We start from the raw sequence: 17,288 nt of genomic DNA on the forward strand, positions 1-17,288 counted from the left end.
CCACCCCCACCCCACGCTGGAAACCTGCGCGCCCGCCGCCAGGTGGCACGCCGCCTTCGACCACGTGCCTTGTGCCAGTCGGCACGTGCCACGTGCCGCACTGCGCGCCGGGTAGCGAGAGCGGGCAACTTCGGCTCGCCGGCCATCTCGCCGCGCCCTGCGGGGAGGCGCGCGTGTAGTGGCACGGCCGCTGCTTTCGCGGTGCGCTGCTGCGAAAGGGCCGCCTTCACGCCGCAGCCAGCCTGCAGGCCCAGAGAGGGAGACCGATGCGTCACTGGTTAACATTGCTTGGATCCATCGTCCTGATCGGCGTTCCAATCACCGCCGATGCGCAGACCGAATGCCGGGGCGAAGCTCAGATCTTCGCGGTCTCGCGGTACCGCGACACCGAGGACCAACCGTCGATCTACGTGTACGACGGCGACCACGTCTTCACCGTGCGCGGCGACAACTACGGCGAGCCCCATTACGCCACGGCCATCACGTTCGCCAACATCGACGGCGATCCGGACCTCGAGCTCATCGCGGGGCGCAACTGGCGCAATTGCGTGAACTGCGACGTCGTGCCGCGCCTGGTCGTCTACGACGACAAAACCACCCAATTCAAGCAGATCGCCACGCTGGGCAACTGGGGCACGAGCAAGGGCGTGGAGGCCCTGGCGGCGGGCGATCTGGACGGTGACGGCGACGACGAGGTCGTCGTCGGCTTGAACGAAAGCACCGATGGGCTGGCGGCCAGGGTGCTGGTCCTGGACGACTTCATCCATGACGGCGAGAACTCCCGTTTCCAGGTGGTCCACGAGCAGCGCTCGAACCCGGAATGGGGACCGGACTACTACGTGACGGGGCTCGACGTTCGCGACGTCAACGGAGACGGTCGCGACGACGTCGCCATCTCCAGGGACAGGCAGTGCGGCCTCGGGTGCAGCGGCATCGGGCGCCGCGTCGAGGTCGCGACCCTGGATGGCGGCAGCGGCGATCTCACCACCGTCTTCAGCGCGGGCGACGACGTGTTCGGCGATGCCCCCGTCGTGTTCGGGGTCAAGCTCCTCGACTTCGACGGCGACGGGAACGGGGACCTCGCGGCGATCGCCGAAGGAGGTCACGGCGACCAGCGCGTGTTCGTCTTCCCGGGCGCGCACGACTTCCTCTCCTTGGACATCGGCTTCGGGGCTCCTTTCGACCCCGGCAGCAGCAATTGGGACGGCGACCACCAGGCCATCTCCATCAGCTCCGGGGACATGAACGGGGATGAAAGGGACGAGCTGGTGATCGGGCGGAGCGGCGGTGACCAGCGCTCGAGGCTGGTGATCTACAGCAAGGACGAGAACGGGATCATCTCCGAGACCACCCGCGGCCAGGATTGGGGCGAAGACGTCGGCGCGAGCGCGGTCGCCATCGCCGACACGGATCTGGATGGCCGGGGCGAGCTCCTGTTCGGCCGCACCGAGAGCCGGAACCCGAGGTGGGGCGTCTACGACGACCTGCTCACAGGCGTCGTCTACCGGAAAGGGGGGACCACCGACTGGGACGAGGACTACTACGTCACCGACATCGCCGTCGGCGACAAGCTGTGCGCCATTTACGGGGATCCGCACCCGATCCCCGGCTCGGTCGCGGACGCCGACGCAGAGATGGGCGACCGCTTCGAGAGGCTCCTGAAGGCATGGATGCTCACCTTCAGGGGCGACTTCACCAACATCGGGACCTGGGAAGACGCGGAGACCGCGAGCTTCCGCCGCATCTCCGCGGGGCTCGCGGCGCTCGTCCACCTGGACGAAGGGGACGCGCTCAGGCCGCCGGAGAACTTCCCGCAGATCGTCGAGGACTGGCTCGTCAACAACGCGTATTATAGCGCTGACGTCGGATCGGAGACGGACTTCGATTTCTATCTCATGAACGCGATGACGCTGCTGAACGCGTTCGGGAATACGCCGGAGGGCACGCAGCCGCTGCTCACGGACAAGGCCGTCAATGCGCTCCTCTTGTACGCGAAGAGGACTCGGGCGGAGTGCGCCAACATGGGCCTGCCCCCCGAGGACGTTCTCTACAAGATTCGCTGCACCCCCTTCGTCCCGTACGCCGGAGACAAGGTGCGTAAGCTGATATATGAAACTTTCTGGGTGAACGTCCCGGAGACCGAGAACCACGTCCTGATGATCAACGCCTGGATCTACCTGGCGAACCAGTGGATCCGCAACAACCCACGACACGACCCGGAGCTCCAGGCCATTCACGACCTGAGCCCCGAGAAGTACGTCAACGACGGCACGGAGCTCGAGCAAGCGCTGCTCTCCATCCTCGGCCGGGTCACGAAGAACGGCTTCTTCGAGACCAACGCGCGCCCGTACCAGGGCCTCACGCTGCGCGCCTTGATGCAGCTCGCGAGCCATGCCGAGGGCGAGAAGGTGCGGACCGCCGCGCGCAACGCCGTCGATTACACCGCCGCCATGGTCGCCTTCCAGTCCTACCACGGCAAGCGGTATGCCCCGATGCGGCGTCGCTGGCAGTACAACAACGTCCTGGAGCTGTACACCTCCGATTATCCGCCCATCATGTTCGGCATCCTGACGGGCGCGTATTCATTCAATGATGATCCGAATTGTCCAGAAACCGCTCGCAACTGCATGTGGTGGAACGGCGGAGACCAGTACAAAGGGTTCGCCCTCGACGCCGTGCTCAGCGGCTACCAGGTGCCGGAGCTGATCCACCACTTCATGCTGAAGCCCGACAACGAGCAGCCCGGGTTCGGCGCGTACACGCGCGCCGCGGCGCGCTACTCCCCGATGATGTACGAGATCCACGAGCCGGCGCGCTATCCGGCGCCCAACGTGATGGGCGACCCGGACCTCGACGCCATCGCGCGTGACCTCGACTGGAACCCGTCGAGCGTGCCGAGCGAGCATCTGGAAGGCATCCTCCGCCCTTACCGATACGAGCCCGCGGCCGAGCACTACTTCTCCACGAGCGATTTCCTGAACAGCTCGGGCGGCAGGTACCGGCACTTCGAGAACGCGGGGCTGGGGCCCCTCGAGTCGGAAATCGAGGATGGGATGCCGGACAAGAAGCACGCGCACGACTTCCTCGCGAAGCCGAGCGTGCTGTTGCTCCCCGGTGATCAGGGCAACTGGGGCGTGACCGAGGCCCAGGACGTCACCCCGATCATGAGAGGGAACGGCTACAGCTCGAACAACGGGCCCGTGTACAAGAACGTCACGCTCGGCTTCGATCCCCAAGAAGACTGGCCTGCGCGGACTCCGGTTGGCTGGGGCTTTACCGACGTCGTCATGCTGGACAACGGATCGAGGGCCAAGGTGATCACCAAGCCGGACGGCAACCTGCACGTCGTCCTGGTCTCCTTCCCCGTCATGCACGGCGGTCTGTGGGAGGTCGTCCCTGGTCACTGGGGCTCGGGCACGGAGACGGAGAGCGTCCCGGCCGCGGAGGTCCTGAGCGCGGTCGTGTCCAGGAACGCCGGCCTGACGGCGCAGGGCAACGTGCTCCCCTACCAGACGGTGGTGAGCAACGAGCGGCTCGACATCGGCTTCTCGGAGGAGGCGTCCCTGATGTGGATCGACAAGATCGGCGGCAACCCCGCGGGCGCGTTCGACCCGCGGGAGCCCCAGGAGATCATCGACTTCCCGCTGCTCTTGGTCCAGCAGGTCGACGCGGACTACGGGTTCACGGGCGTCGAGTACGTGCGCGCCATGGGCGACGGGCTCGTCACGATCCACAACCCGCACCTGAACTCGACGTTGACCCTCGACTCGAGAGACCACCAGAACCCGACCCGCATCGCTGCAGGGGACGCGGCCGCGGACCCGCCCAGCCAGATCCGGTTCGACGAGAGCTGGCTGACCGCCCAGCCCGGCTCCGCCGAGCAAAACGCCGACGGCAGCGGCTTGACCATCACCCCGAACGGCGCTGGCAACGCCCGTATCGACCGCGAGTACCAGCGCGAGGGGACGAGCTGGACGCCGGGGTCGGTGTCGTTCTCGGTCGCGGTCACCGGCAACCCGACCCGCAGCGCCCGGCTCAAGGTCACCCTGAACGCCGCCTCGACCGGCACCGTCCAGCTCGGCTCGACCGTCGTGCTCGCCGATGTCCTCACCGCGGGCGAGACGGACGTGCTCTTCAACGTCCCTGCCGACACCCTGGCGGCGCTCGAGCAGACGCAGGAGCCCGTCACCCTCGCCATCGACGTCGCGGGCGCTGCCGGCGCCACCGTGCACATCAAGTCGCTGCGGGCCACCACCTACCGCACCACTCCGCGCGGCCAGGCCAGGGTCGGCACCTGGGACGATCCCTGGACCACCACGGCCAGCAACTCGATGAGCCCTGTCGCGACCGTGGGCGCGACGTCGCAGCGGGTGTGCTCCTCGGGGTCCCGCGCGCTCGAGAGCCCGCCCATCACCCCGAGGGACTTCACCTGGATCTCTCGCCACCTCGCGCTCGACGTCCGGATCCCCACCGGGCTGCCGAACCCGGCATGGCAGGGCTCCCTCCAGCTCTACTACCATGATCGGCCCGAGGACACCGTGTCCCAGTACGCCGGCCAGTTCGAGCTGACCGGCTACCCGGCGGGCGAGTGGGTCACGGCGCACTTCACGCTCCCCGAGGCGGTCTTCGCTGCCCTCCAGGAGAACGACCGCGGCTCCACCCTGCAGGTCTCGCTCATGGCCGACGCGGCGAACGGCGACTGCTTCCGGTTCGACAACGTGCGGTTCATGGGGGAGCTGCAGTGGAACGCGGGGACGAGCCCCGGCGTGGACGACGGTCCGTTCGTGCCGGTCACCACCGCCGAGCGCGTGCTCGGCTTCGAGACCGGGGACGCCTGGCACGTCGTGCAGGGGACCACGGTGAGCCTCGTCGAATCGCCGACGAATCCGGAGACGAACGCGCTCTCGATCGCGGCCTCGAACTACACGGTCATCGAGAGCACGTCGTTCCCGACGAGCGAGCTCGCCTCGTTCGGGCCGACGCTGAAGCTCGACGTCGTGTCGCCGCCGCCGGTCAACCCCGGCTGGTTCGGCGATGCCACGATGTTCCTGGAGTGCATGGGAGCGAACATGTCGCACCAGGAGGTCGCGACGAACACCGTCCCGCTCCCGCAGGGCTCGGGCGCCCACGTCGTCAACTTCGTCGTGCCTCCGGCGGGTCTCGCGCTCCTCGCCCAGGACAACGAGTGCCAGCTTAGGCTCGCGCTCAACGCCCCCACGAACGCAGGCACCTACGTGCTCGACAACCTGCGCTTCGCCTTCTGACACAACCGCCCTGCAGGGCCGCGCGACCCCGCGCGGCCCTGCGCACGTAGCGCGCCGCCGGCCCCGAGCTCCGCGAAGCCCTCATGGGCTACGCCTCATCGACGCGCCCGCGCGCCGAGACGCGGCTCGGCTGTCCCCTCTGTCTGACGTCACGGCATGTCGGGACGAAAGAGCCGGCGACACGGGCGCGCGCTCGTCCCCGAGGGCGTGAGCGCGCCGTCGCCGTCTTGATGGAGCGCGCGCGATCAGCGGCGCCAGGCAGCGCGCCTCATTTGATGCCGGTCGTGCCGCCGCTGAAGGTCACCGGCCCGTCGCCCATGTCATCGTAAAGATAGCAGTGGTTCTCCAGGCCACCGATGTGGCTGTAGGCGATGCACTGCGAATCGTGCTCGCAGGCGTACTTGCACTTCCTCAGGTCGCCGGACACGAGGTCGTAAGGCCATCCGTCGATGAGCTTGTTTTGCAGCGTCTGCGAGTATGTGCCGCTCCCGGTGTACCCGATGTTGTCGAGAACCCAGTTGAGATAGTAGAGCGGGCTCGTGTACTTGTTGCGCGTGGCGAAGGCGACCCATTGATAGCCGAAGAGAACCCCGGACAGGCGCTGTCCGTGGGTGAAGATCGGCCCGCCCGAATCCCCCTTGTTGACGCGATCGTCGTTGGTGTAGAAGTATCCACCATCGACGTTGTCCGAGTACAGGCCGTTCGTCGCATACTTGAGCAGGCTCGTCGGGTTGGCCGCGTCGTCATGCCGCCCGCGGCCGACCTGGGTGCCGGTCCCGTCTTCTCCGGGGTAATTGAGGTCGATGGCGGCCACCACAGAGGTCGACGGGATGGGGCTCGCGAGCGTGAGGACCGCGATGTCGGCGAAGTTGCCCGAGCTGTCGTCGAGCTCGTCGTTCCACGGATCCACGCCGGGTCTGAAGACGACGTCGGTGACGTCGGTGGCAGGCGAGTCGGGCGTGTTGCTGGTGCTATAGAACCGCACCTTCGTGGTCCCCGGGACGGGCAGGCAGTGCGCGGCCGTGAGGACATGATTTCGGCTGACGATGACGCCGGTGCAGCCGCCGAGCGACACGACCCGCTGCCGCATCCACGCCGTGGCGGCGGTCCCGTTGATGATGGCGCTCGATTCGCTGCCGACGAGCTCGGCCTCGTCGCCGCCGGCGGGGAGATCTGCCTCGTCGTCGCCTGTCGCGCCTTCGGCCACACAGGCCGGCGCGATGGCCGCGCACGCGAGGAGGCCGAGGGTTGCGTACATGCGGTGAAGCCGGTTCGAGGTGAAGAGATTGGTCACGAGATTCACTCCTTGCATCCCAGGCTGATTTGCCGTTGATCCGGCTGCCCAGCGTTCCCGAGGGCGCGCCGCGATCGCGTGTTTCGCCTCGCGCGTTTGCACGCGCCGTGCCGAGCGCAGTCACCCGAGGATTGAGGCGGGACCACCGCGGTATCGGCGCCGGGAACTCGGCCGATCTCCGAACAACGCTCGAAGCTCGGCGGCGATGCTACGCTGGCGCCGCTGGCGCCGCTGGCGCCGCTGGCGCCGCTGGCACCGCTGGCACCGCGCCGCGGCGTTCGGAGGCGGGCAGCTCGGCACCACCCCCGAGCAAGGACGAACGTGACCGTGATGATGGGTGTGACGGAGCTCGTGGGACACGAGCTCCGGTGTCGTGCGCGATGGCCGCGGCATCAGCGGGCGGTGCTTGGACCGCGCCGTGCGCTCCTGATGAGCCCGCGCCGCGCCGCGCGCCTCACTTGATCCCGACAGTCCCGCCGCTGAAGGTCACCGGTCCGTCGCCCAGGTTGTCGAAGAGATAGCAATCGTTCTCCGGGGCTGAGACGTGGGTGTATGCGATGCACTGCGCGTCGTGCTCGCAGGCGTACTTGCACGTCCTCAGATCGCCGTTGATGAGATCGTACGGCCAGCCGTCGATGAACCTGTTTTGCAGCGTCTGCGAGTACGAGCCGTTCCCGGTGTACCCGATGCGGTCGAGGAGCCAGTTGAAGTGGTAGAGGGTGCTCGTGTACTTGTTGCGCGTGGCGAAGGCGACCCACGTGTTGGTGCTGAGCACCCCCGACAGGAGCGGCCCGTGGGTGAAGATCGGCCCGCCCGCGTCCCCAGCATCGGCGAGCTCGTCGTTGGTGTAGAAGTATCCATCGTCCACGTTGTCCGAATAGAGGCCGTTCGTCGCATACTTGAGCGCGTTCGTCGTGTTGACCGTCCCGTTGTGGTTCCCGCGGCCGACCTGGATGCCGCTCCCGTCTTCTCCGGGATAATTGAGATCGATGCCGGCCACCGCGGAGGTCGACGGGATCGGGCTCGCGAGCGTCAGGACCGCCATGTCGGCGTAGTCGCCCGCCGTGTCTTCGAAGTCGTCGTTCCACGGATCCACGCCGGCCTTGTAGGTGACGGTGGTGACGCCGATGACGGTCGCGTTGGGCGTGTCGCTGGTGCTATAGAACCGCACCGTCGTGCTCCCGGCGACGGGCTTGCAGCGCGCTGACGTGAGGACATGGTTTCTGCTGATGATGACGCCCGTGCAGTTGCCGAGCGACACGGTCCGCGTCCGCATCCACGCCGAGGCGGTGATCCCGTCGGTGATGGCGCTCGATCCGCTGTCGACGAGCTCTGTCTCCTCACCGCCGGCGCCGAGCTCTGTCTCGTCGTCGCCGGTCACGTCCTCGGCCACACAGGCCGGCGCGAAGGCCGCGCACGCGAGGAGTCCGAGGGCAGCGTAGATGCGGTGAAGTCGGTTCAAGTTGAAGAGATTGGTCACGAGATCCACTCCTTGATTCGCAGGATGAATTGCCGTAGAGCTGGCCGCCCAGCGTTCCCGAGGGCGTGCCGCAACGCCATGATGCGTTGGGTTGTGTGAGATGGGCGCGGCGTCATCGGGTGGCGCCTGGACGGCGCGGTGCGCTCCTGGTGAGCCCGCGCCGGGCCGCGCGCCTCATTTGATGCCGGTCGTGCCGCCGCTGAAGGTCACCGGTCCTTCGCCCATGTCGTCGTAAAGAAAGCAGTGATTGTCCAGGGCGACGTGGCTGTATGCGATGCACTGCGAATCGTGCTCGCAGACGTACTTGCACTTCCTCAGGTTGCCGGATACGAGATCGTACGGCCAGCCGTCGATGAACTTGTTCGTCAGCGTCTGCGAGTACACGCCGTTCCCGGTGTATCCGATGTTGTCGAGGATCCACTCGAAGTGGTACTCGGTGCTCGTGTACTTGTTGCGCGTGGCGAAGGCGACCCATGTATCGCCGAAGAGCACTCCGGACACGAGCTGCCCGTGGGTGAAGATCGGTCCGCCCGAGTCCCCCTTGTTGGTGCGTTCGTCGTTGGTGTAGAAGTATCCGCCATCCACGTTGTCCGAATAGAGGCCGTTCGTCGCATACTTCAGCAAGCTCGTCGGGTTGGCCACGTCGTCATGCCGCCCGCGGCCGACCTGGGTGCCGGTCCCGTCTTCTCCTGGGTAATTGACGTCGATGCCGGCCACCACGGAGGTCGACGGGATCGGGCTCGCGAGCGTGAGGATCGCGATGTCGGCGTAGTCGCCCGCGGTGTCTTCGAGGTCGTCAATCCACGGATTGACGCCGGGCCTGAAGACAACGTCGGTGACGCTGGTGCTAGGCGAGTCGGGCGTGTTGCTGGTGCTATAGAATTGCGCCGTCGTGGTCCCTGCGACGGGCTTGCAGTGCGAGGCCGTGAGGACATGATTTCTGCTGACGATGACGCCGGTGCAGTTGCCGAGCGACACGACGCGCTTCCGCATCCACGACGTGGCGGCGGTCCCGTTGATGATGGCGCTCGAGCCGCTGTCGACGAGCTCGGTCTCGTCGCCGCCGGTCGCGAGCTCTGTCTCGCCGTCGCCGGTCGCGCCCTCGGCCACACAGGCCGGCCCGAAGGCCGCGCACGCGAGGAGCCCGAGGGCTGCGTACATGCTGTGGAGCCGGTTCAATTTCATGAGATTGGTCACGAGATTCACTCCTTGATTCTCAGGATGAGCTGCCGTCGTGCTGGCCGCCCAGCGTTCCCGAGGGCGTGCCGCGATTGCGTATCTCGCATCGCGCGCTTGTTCGGTTCTCGCGCTTTGCAGTCGCCGTGCCGCGCGCGGCGACCCGCGATTCGATGCGTGCGCACCGCGGGATCTGCGCGGGAAACTCGGCCAATGTGCGAAGGTCACCCGACGCTCGGAGCGCGGTGGCACCGCTGGCACCGCTGGCACGCAGCGCTGGCACCGCGCCCGCGCCCTTCGGCGGCGGGCAGCTTGGCAGGACCTCCAGGCAAGGGTGAACGTGACCGACGAGGAGCTACGCTGCAGCGTCGGGGCAAAATCGTGCATGAACGTCGTCGCGGGGACGTCGAGCGCCCACCATCATGGCGACCTCCGGCAGGCGCTCATCGATGCTGCGCTGCGCGCGCTCGCGCATCAGCGGGCGGAGCACCTCTCGTTGCGGGCGCTGGGCCGCGAGCTCGGCGTCAGCCCCCGCGCTCTGGCGCGTCAGGAGGCGGTCGCCTGAAACCGTGACATGTCACGCCCCGCGCCGTGACATGTCACGCCCTGCGCCGTGACATGTCACGCCGCACGGACTCCTCGCTCCACGATTTCTCGTCGGAAAGACCCTGAGACGACGTGCTGCGGAGGTGGCCCGAAGCTTGCGTGCGAGCCCGCTCGCTCGAAGCGGTTGCTCGGTCTGGCGAAGGCGCTCGGAGGCTCATCCGGAGCATGGAGATCGAAATCGAGCGGTCGCACCGCCGCGATGCACCTCGACCGCAAACACACCAAGGCCACGCCTCGAGGCTCGAAGTCACGAAAGAGGATTCGATGAACTCCAAGTTTGCTACCACCGCATGGACATCTCGTTCCCTCATCTGCGTCGGCGCGGCGCTCCTCGCGGGAGGGCTCTCCCTCGGTTGTGTCGCCGATGCAGGGATCGATACGGAAGAGGAGCTGGGCGAGGCCGCGGACGAGCTGACCGGCTGGCATCACTACTGGAAGGGGAGCACGAACGACGAGACCTTCGTCAACATGGGACCGAAAGCCGATCGCACCTGCGTCCTCAGAGGTGTCCAGGGGAATCTCGGTCGGGGCGGATCTAGCGATATACTTACGGCCTTGGGCTCGCTGTCGCGGGCCCAGGTGGGCAGCGCAAGCAGCGACAACAAGCTGTATGGACATGGGGGGTCACACGTGAACAGCGCCGGTAGTATCATCTGGCGCAACAATCCTGTCGTCGCCTATGCGACGTGCTTCTTTGCCACGCTCAACCGGACTTGGGAGGCTTGGCATGCGGACTTTGACGGGGTGGCTCGCCCATGGAAGCTCGCCGATCTGGACCCCGCCGACCGGCGGCAATGCTTCCTCTCTGGGCTGCTCGGCTCCGACGGAACGTGGAACCGCGCGGAAGACTATGCGATGGTGATCAAGCTGACGACTCCCATACCCCCCCAGTATCCGACGGCTGGATGGTACATCGCTGGCAACCTCATGCGTACAGTCGAAAATTCGTATGGCGCGAGCGTTCAGGCGACATGCGTGGATTTCCCTGAAGGCACAGAGTTTTCCTCAGGCTGGGTGGACGCCAGTGAGGGAGGAACGAAGACCGAGGTCATCGCCTCGGATCCGGGCATCAAGGCGTGCGCTCTCGTGTCGATCTTCGGCGCCTTCAACCAGAACAGCTGGACCGACGGCGTGCTCATCAATCCGCCCTCGACGCTCGACGGAACCTGGACGATGACCGTCTCGGCAGGCAAGACGGCGAAGTGGGCATGCGTGAAGTGAGCTCCAGCAGAGGGGCGCGCGCGGGCCGCTGCGGTCGGGGCTGCCGGTAGAATCTCGCGCGCTGCGCGCCGGAGAAGCGCCCCGCTCCCGGGAAATCCCGGCGTGAGCGACGAGCCGCGACGGTTCGCCGCCGCAGGTTCGCCCTAGGGCGACGCGGCGCTAGATCGGCAGCCCCGCGACGGCCGCCCTGACGGCGCGCTCGAGCGCCTCGCCGTCCTCGGGCGAGAGCGCGCGCATCGCGCCAGGGAACGCCGCTTCCAGGTCCACGAGCACGTCGAGGGCCGCCTCCTCGTCGATCGCCGCGCGATCGTGGCGCCCGACCTTCGAGGCGGCGGAGGCCAGGCGCGGGCCGTTCGCGAGCCGCTGCCCCCAGCCGACCAGCGTGGGCAGATCCACCGGGCGCTCCGGATCCCACGGCGCGCTCTCGTCGAAGCGGTCCTCCCGCATCTCGGCGATCTTGCGCTTCAACGCCATGTACGCGCCCGCCGGCATGCGGACATCGGGCTTTGCGACCAGCCCCTCCGCGAGGTTGGCCGGGCCGAGCGGCGGAAAGCCCAGGGCGGACGCGACGCGCGACGGGAAGCGCTCGGGCAGGGAGGCGATCTCCGCCTTGCGCCCGCGGGCGAGGAGCGGGGGCATCATCAGCCCCGCCGCGGCGGCGACCGGCGCCGCCTCGCTGAAGGCGAGGAACGCGTCCTCGCCGCCGTCGACGGCGCGGAGCTCGAAGACCGCCCACCGCAGATCGGGCGCGTACCAGACGCCGGTCTGCACCGGGATCACGCCGCCAGCGGGGACGTCCGGGTGGGGATAGCCGCCGCCGAAGAGCTCGCCATAGAGGACGAGCCGCTCCGCCCCGACCGCCGCGAACGCCGCGCGGGCGGCGTCCCGGAGCGACGCGCGGAGGAGCTGCCAGCCGAAGAACGGGTCCTCGTCCCGGAGCCACTCCTTGCGCTTGCCGAAGCGGACGCCGGCCGCGTCGACGCCGATCACGAGCTGCGCGCCGTGGAGCTTCTCGAGCGCGACCCAGGTCGGAGCCTCGCTTGCGCCGAGGCACGGCATCTTGGGAAAGGCGAGGAACTCCATTGCGCGACGATAACGCGGATGCCGGCGCCCGCGTTAGGTGCTTGACTTCCGGGAAAGCCTTCGAGTTCTTTGATCGAAGGGGGGGTCACCTATGTCCGCCGAATCCAGCCAGGCTCCGCCGGCGCCGCGCTTTCGCCTACTCTTGATCGAGGACAGCGCCATCGCCGCCTCGATCGTCCAGAGCCACCTCGACGCCGTGCCGTGGCAGCGCGCCGAGCTCGCGCACGCGGAGACGCTCGCGGCGGGGCTCGCGCGCGTGAAAGAGGGGTGGGACGTCGTCCTCCTCGACCTCTCCCTGCCCGACGGGGAGGGCCTGGAGGTGGTCGAGCGCATTCGCGACGTGGACGCGCACGTGCCCATCGTGGTGCTGACCGGCCACGACGACGTGCGCCTCGCGGAGCGCGTGCTCGGCGCCTCGGTGCAGGATTACCTCGTGAAGCGCAGCCTCGACGCCGACGCGCTGTGGCGCGCCATCCGCTACGCGGTCAGCCGCCAGCAGCTCGTGACGCAGCTCGCGCGGACCATGGCGGAGGCGCGGGAGAACGAGGCCAACCTGCACCAGCTCATCGCCCGCAGCGCCGACGGGGTGATCGTGCTCGACCCCGGCGGGGCGGTGCTGTTCGCGAACCCCGCCGCGGAGGCGCTGCTCGGCGAGGGGCGCCTCGTCGCCGGGCGGGGCTGCCCGGTGGCGCTGCCGGCCGGCGAGACGAGCCTGGAGCTCGGGGGGCACACGGCCTTCATCGATGTTCGATGGGTCGACGTGGACTGGCAGGGGCGGCCGTCGCGCATGGCGCTCCTGCGCGACGTGACCGGGCGGCGCCGGGCCGAGGAGCTGCGGCTGCGGCTCGAGCGAACCGAGCGGCTCGCCGCGGTCGGCCAGCTGGCGGCGGGCGTGGCCCACGAGATCAACAACCCGCTCGCGTACGTGGTGGCGAACCTCGAGCTGCTCGCCCGCGAGATCCGGCGGCTGGCCAGCCAGGGCGCGGCCACGGAGCACCTCGCCCAGCCGCTCGACGACGCCCGCCACGGCGCGGCGCGGGTGATGCACATCGTCCGGGATCTCGGGGTGTTCGCGCGCAGCGAGGCGAACGAGGCGATCGGGCCGACGGACGTCAACGCGGTGATCGAGGGCGCGCTCAACATCGTGCACGCGCAGATCAAGCACCGCGCGCGCGTCGTGCGCGAGCTCGCCCCGGTCTCGCGCGTGGGCGGGGCCGAGGGGCGCCTCACGCAGGTGTTCGTGAACCTGCTGATCAACGCGGCGCAGTCGATCCGGGAGGGGCGCGTCGCCGACAACCTCGTCGAGGTGCGCACCCGCCAGCAGGGCCGCGAGGTCGTCGCGGAGGTCGTGGACTCGGGCTGCGGCGTGGCCGAGGAGCACATGCCCCGGCTGTTCGAGCCGTTCTTCACCACGAAGCGCGCGGGCGAGGGGACCGGGCTCGGGCTCGCGATCTGCCGGAGCATCGTCGAGTCGTGCGGCGGGAGCATCGGGATCAGCAGCAAGGCCGGCGTGGGCACCTGCGTCCGCGTCCGGCTGCCCGTCTGGACGAGCGCCGAGCCCGCGGCGCCGCCGGCGCCGGCGCGCGACGAGGGGCCGGCGCGGCGCGCCCGGATCCTCGTCGTGGACGACGAGCCGCTCATCCTGCGGGCGCTCGGGGGGCTGCTCGGGTCATCGCACGAGGTCGTGTGCGTGGGCTCGGGCGCGCAGGCGCAAAGGACGCTCCGGCGGGACGCGGGCTTCGACGTCGTGCTCTGCGATCTCGTCATGCAGGAAGGCTCGGGGATAGAGCTCCACGAGTGGATCGAGGCGGAGCTGCCGGCGCTCGCGGACCGGGTGCTGTTCATGACCGGAGGCGGGACGAGCGAGGTGAGCCGGCGGTTCCTGGCGGCGTACGGGGGGCGCGTGCTGCCGAAGCCGATCGAGCCGGCGGAGCTGATCCGCCGGGTCGAGGCGCTGCTGCCGGCGAAGGCGGCGGAGACGGGGGCGGGGACGTAGCGGGGAGGTCCGGGGACCGGAGCGCGAGCGCGGCGTGCTTGGAGCTTCGCTCGATCGTGCACCGAAAATGACGCGCGCCGCGGCCTCGCGGAGCGCGCCCGCGGGGCTCACATTCCGCCGCAGGCCTCGTACTCCGCCTTGCACGCGTCCATGCCCGCCTGCTGCACGCACGGCGCGCAGTCCGCCGTGATGCCCCCGCCGGCGCACTCCACCTCGCACTCGTCCGCGCACACGCCCGCCGCGCAGACGCAGGCGATGAGCGCGTCCGTCTCGGCGTCCTGCAGCATGTCCGCGGCCGGATCGCAGCCTTGCACGCACGCGCAGCAGATGCCGTCGCCCGCACAGCACCCGTCGCCGCGCCCCAGGGGACAGGCGCAGTCGCTGCCGTCCACGTCCATGCACGCCCCGTAGCCGCTGCCGTCGGGGAGGCACGTCGCGACGCCCGGAGGGCGCACGGCGTGACAGGTGCACGACATGGTCGAGCCGGGCACGCACGACGTCCCGCTGGCCGAGCTGGCGCTCGTCGAGCTGGCGGCCGACCCGCCGCTCCCGGTCGGGTCCGGGTCGGTCGTCGTCGAGCCGCACGCGGCCGCGAGCGCTGCGGCGATCAAGCAGAGGACAAGAGGGTTTCGCATGACCTCCCCCTATAGCGCGGCGGCGGCGCGGCCGTCGAGGACCACCGCCGCGCTCCTCCGGAGCGCGCCACCGCTATCGACCGAATCGGCGCGCCCGCATTCAGGCGCCAAACGGAAGATCAGGGCGCGACCGACTCGGACCCGGGCGAGCAGTCGCCCGCGAGAGGGGCGCAGGTGAGCCGGTTCTGCATGAAGCTCACCCGCCGCGGGATCTCGACCTCTTTGACGAAGCTCGAGAGGACCCCGGTGCCGTCGGGGCCGGGCGTCGCGAACGGCGCCACATGATAGAAGGTGGCGAGCTGCTGGGTCTCGGCGTTATGGCACCCGTTGCAGGTCTGCCCGGCGAACGCGTGGCGCAGCGGCTCGTCCACGCCGGGGAAGACCCATTTCGTGGCGGAAGGGACGATGTTGCCCTCCGCCTCCCCGCCGAGGAACGAGGGATCGAGCGGCGTCGCGCCGGCGATGATCCCGGTGCGGTTCGCGAGCAGGAAGGCCTCGAGGCCGGCGTCGCCGTTGAGCTGCTGATCCGGCGTCTGGGCGGCCTCCGCGAGCCGCAGGAAGGCCTGATAGCCGGTCGGCTCCGGGACGAGGTGGAACTCCCGCCACGACCAGGGGGCGCCCATCAGATCCTCGCTCGTGCGGAGCTGGGCGAGCGCGCTCGCGTTGGGGTTGCCCATCGTGCTGCGCTCGGCGCCGCGCTGCGTGAAGAGATCCGTGATCGCCTGGAGCTCCTGGTTGTACTGGGCGCCGAAGGCGCGCTGCCCGAGCGCGTGGAAGCGGGCGATCCAGCTGTGCCGGTCCGGCGCGATCGAGTTGGTCGGCAGGCGGTACTCGAAGATCACCGTCATGCCGCCGATGAAGTGGTTCGGGGGGACGATGCCGAACACGAAGCGCGCCTCGCCGCTGCCGCTCGCGTGCAGGTCGGTCCGGTTGAAGATGCCGAGGAGCCGGAACGGCGCCTGCGCGAGGTCGAGCTTGCCGTCCGGCCGCGTCGGCCAGAGGTTCAAGAGCGAGAACAGCCCCCGGCTCGTCGTGGGATAGCCGTTGATCGTCAGCGGCTGGAAGCCCTCCAGCCACTCCGCCACGAAATCCGCGGGGTCGACGCCGCTCGGGGTCATCTGCTCGATCAGGTACCGGAAGCTCCAGGGCCCGCCGGTCGCGTTCGAGGCGCGCGCGTCCTGCGTGACCGACGGGTCGACGATCGCGATCTCCTTGTACGGATCGACCGCCGGGCCCCCGCCGCACGCGCCGGCGCAGGTGAAGCTCTGGATCTGGTCGGTCGTGACGCTGCCGAGGTTGACGGTGCTCGGCGTGAGCGTCGCGCCCGGCTTTACCGCGGTGAGCGTGTACGCGCCCGCGGGCAAGCCGGCGAAGAGGAAGTTGCCGTGGCTGTCGGTGACGGCCTGCGCGCTCGCGGCGCCGCTGAGCTGCACGATGACGCCGCTCATCCCCGCGTTCGACGCGTCGTTGCCGACGTGCCCCGCGATCGCGACAGCGCCGTTCAACGCCGCCTCGGCGCCGCCGAGCGGCGGCTGCTCCTCGAGCGGCTCGACTCCGCAGGACGCCAGGGCAAGGGCCGAGAGCGCGAGCAGGCGAGAGGGCGATCGCCGTAACTTGGTTTTCATCGACAAGGATCCTTTCAAGACAGGTGGAACCAGCGGACGCGGCGGCGCTCGCCCGATCCTGGGCCTCTAAGAAGGTCGAAAGCCCGGTACGTCAAGAGGCTTTACATTACTTCACGTGGTTTCCACGGGGCGGAGCGCCTCCGCGGCGCGCGCTCAGCGGCGGCGTGCGCGGCGGCCGGCGGGCCCGCGCCCTGCCGGGAGCGGGAGCGGTCGGGAGGCCGCAGGCGATTTCTGTGCGCTGGCGCGCTTGCCGGGGGCGCGGGGCGACCACTATGTTCGCGCCCGCGCGCGCCCCCACAGGCGGTGCTCCCGCACCGCGCTGCCCCTGACGTACGGGGGACACGCTTTCCGCACCGTGCGATAGCAAGGAGATGAAGATGGCGATCTCGATGTATCAGGCGTCGGTCCCCGTGCTCGTGAGGGGGCTCAACAACCTCTCGGCGATCCTCAAGAAGGCCGAGGCGTACGCCGAGGCGAAGAAGATCGAGCCGCGCGTCCTGCTCGACGCGCGCCTCGCCCCGGACATGCTCCCGCTCACCCGCCAGATCCAGATCGCGAGCGACAGCGCCAAGGGCTGTGGTGCGCGGCTCGCAGCCGTCGACGTGCCGAAGTACGAGGACAACGAGGCCAGCTTCGACGATCTGCAGGCCCGCATCGCCAAGACGATCGCGTTCCTGAACACCCTGAAGGCCGAGCAGATCGACGGCTCCGAGGACCGCGAGGTCACGATCCCCACGCGCGATCAGCCGATGAAGTTCAAGGGCCTGCCGTACCTGCTCGGCTTCGTGCTGCCCAACTTCTTCTTCCACGTGACGACCGCCTACGCGATCTTGCGCCACAACGGGCTCGACATCGGCAAGATGGACTTCCTCGGCAAGCCCTGAGCGGGCGGCCGTCATCGCCGCGGA

11 protein-coding genes are annotated in these 17,288 nt (G+C 68.9%); 5 read left to right on the top strand and 6 right to left on the bottom strand.

All coding sequences use genetic code 11. The features are described from left to right. The first annotated feature begins 266 nt into the window (after positions 1 to 266). A complete protein-coding gene (locus WMF26_RS05185) occupies positions 267 to 5,264 on the top strand; it encodes an FG-GAP repeat domain-containing protein (RefSeq protein WP_437999387.1) in 4,998 nt (1,665 codons plus the stop codon). Positions 5,265 to 5,532: 268 nt separating this feature from the next. Here WMF26_RS05185 and WMF26_RS05190 read toward each other — a convergent pair whose 3' ends face one another. From WMF26_RS05190 to WMF26_RS05200, 3 genes are all read right to left on the bottom strand, one after another. After that, positions 5,533 to 6,558, bottom strand: a complete 1,026-nt coding sequence (locus WMF26_RS05190; protein ID WP_437999388.1) for a trypsin-like serine protease — start codon at positions 6,556 to 6,558, stop codon at positions 5,533 to 5,535. 454 nt (positions 6,559 to 7,012) lie between these two features. Continuing rightward, entirely contained in the window at positions 7,013 to 8,038 is a 1,026-nt protein-coding gene (locus WMF26_RS05195; RefSeq protein WP_437999389.1) for a trypsin-like serine protease, read from the bottom strand. A gap of 174 nt (positions 8,039 to 8,212) precedes the next feature. Next, positions 8,213 to 9,235, bottom strand: coding sequence for a trypsin-like serine protease (locus tag WMF26_RS05200; RefSeq protein ID WP_437999390.1), 1,023 nt, complete (start codon positions 9,233 to 9,235; stop codon positions 8,213 to 8,215). A gap of 37 nt (positions 9,236 to 9,272) precedes the next feature. Between WMF26_RS05200 and WMF26_RS05205 the strand changes: the two genes are divergently transcribed. Together WMF26_RS05205 and WMF26_RS05210 are read left to right on the top strand one after the other, a co-directional pair. Further along, entirely contained in the window at positions 9,273 to 9,779 is a 507-nt protein-coding gene (locus WMF26_RS05205) for a hypothetical protein (RefSeq protein ID WP_437999391.1), read from the top strand. A gap of 206 nt (positions 9,780 to 9,985) precedes the next feature. Further along, positions 9,986 to 11,041 (top strand): hypothetical protein, encoded by a 1,056-nt coding sequence (locus WMF26_RS05210; RefSeq protein ID WP_437999392.1) that lies wholly within the window; start codon positions 9,986 to 9,988, stop codon positions 11,039 to 11,041. Positions 11,042 to 11,200: 159 nt separating this feature from the next. Here the strand turns inward: WMF26_RS05210 and WMF26_RS05215 are convergent, their stop codons facing one another. Continuing rightward, entirely contained in the window at positions 11,201 to 12,124 is a 924-nt protein-coding gene (locus tag WMF26_RS05215; protein ID WP_437999393.1) for an RNA ligase family protein, read from the bottom strand. A gap of 91 nt (positions 12,125 to 12,215) precedes the next feature. Here WMF26_RS05215 and WMF26_RS05220 point away from each other — a divergent pair, with 91 nt between their 5' ends. Continuing rightward, positions 12,216 to 14,120, top strand: a complete 1,905-nt coding sequence (locus tag WMF26_RS05220; protein ID WP_437999394.1) for a response regulator — start codon at positions 12,216 to 12,218, stop codon at positions 14,118 to 14,120. A gap of 107 nt (positions 14,121 to 14,227) precedes the next feature. Here the strand turns inward: WMF26_RS05220 and WMF26_RS05225 are convergent, their stop codons facing one another. After that, on the bottom strand, positions 14,228 to 14,755 hold the full coding sequence (locus WMF26_RS05225; RefSeq protein WP_437999395.1) for a hypothetical protein: 528 nt from the start codon (positions 14,753 to 14,755) through the stop codon (positions 14,228 to 14,230). A gap of 119 nt (positions 14,756 to 14,874) precedes the next feature. Next, a complete protein-coding gene (locus WMF26_RS05230; RefSeq protein ID WP_437999396.1) occupies positions 14,875 to 16,380 on the bottom strand; it encodes a carboxypeptidase-like regulatory domain-containing protein in 1,506 nt (501 codons plus the stop codon). A gap of 377 nt (positions 16,381 to 16,757) precedes the next feature. Between WMF26_RS05230 and WMF26_RS05235 the strand changes: the two genes are divergently transcribed. Then, the gene (locus WMF26_RS05235) at positions 16,758 to 17,264 is read left to right on the top strand and encodes a DUF1993 domain-containing protein (protein ID WP_061629424.1); all 507 of its coding nucleotides are present in this window, start codon (positions 16,758 to 16,760) and stop codon (positions 17,262 to 17,264) included. The last annotated feature ends 24 nt before the right edge of the window (positions 17,265 to 17,288 follow it).

The organism is Sorangium sp. So ce185, from assembly GCF_051526825.1.
Classification (GTDB): domain Bacteria; phylum Myxococcota_A; class Polyangia; order Polyangiales; family Polyangiaceae; genus Sorangium; species Sorangium cellulosum_D.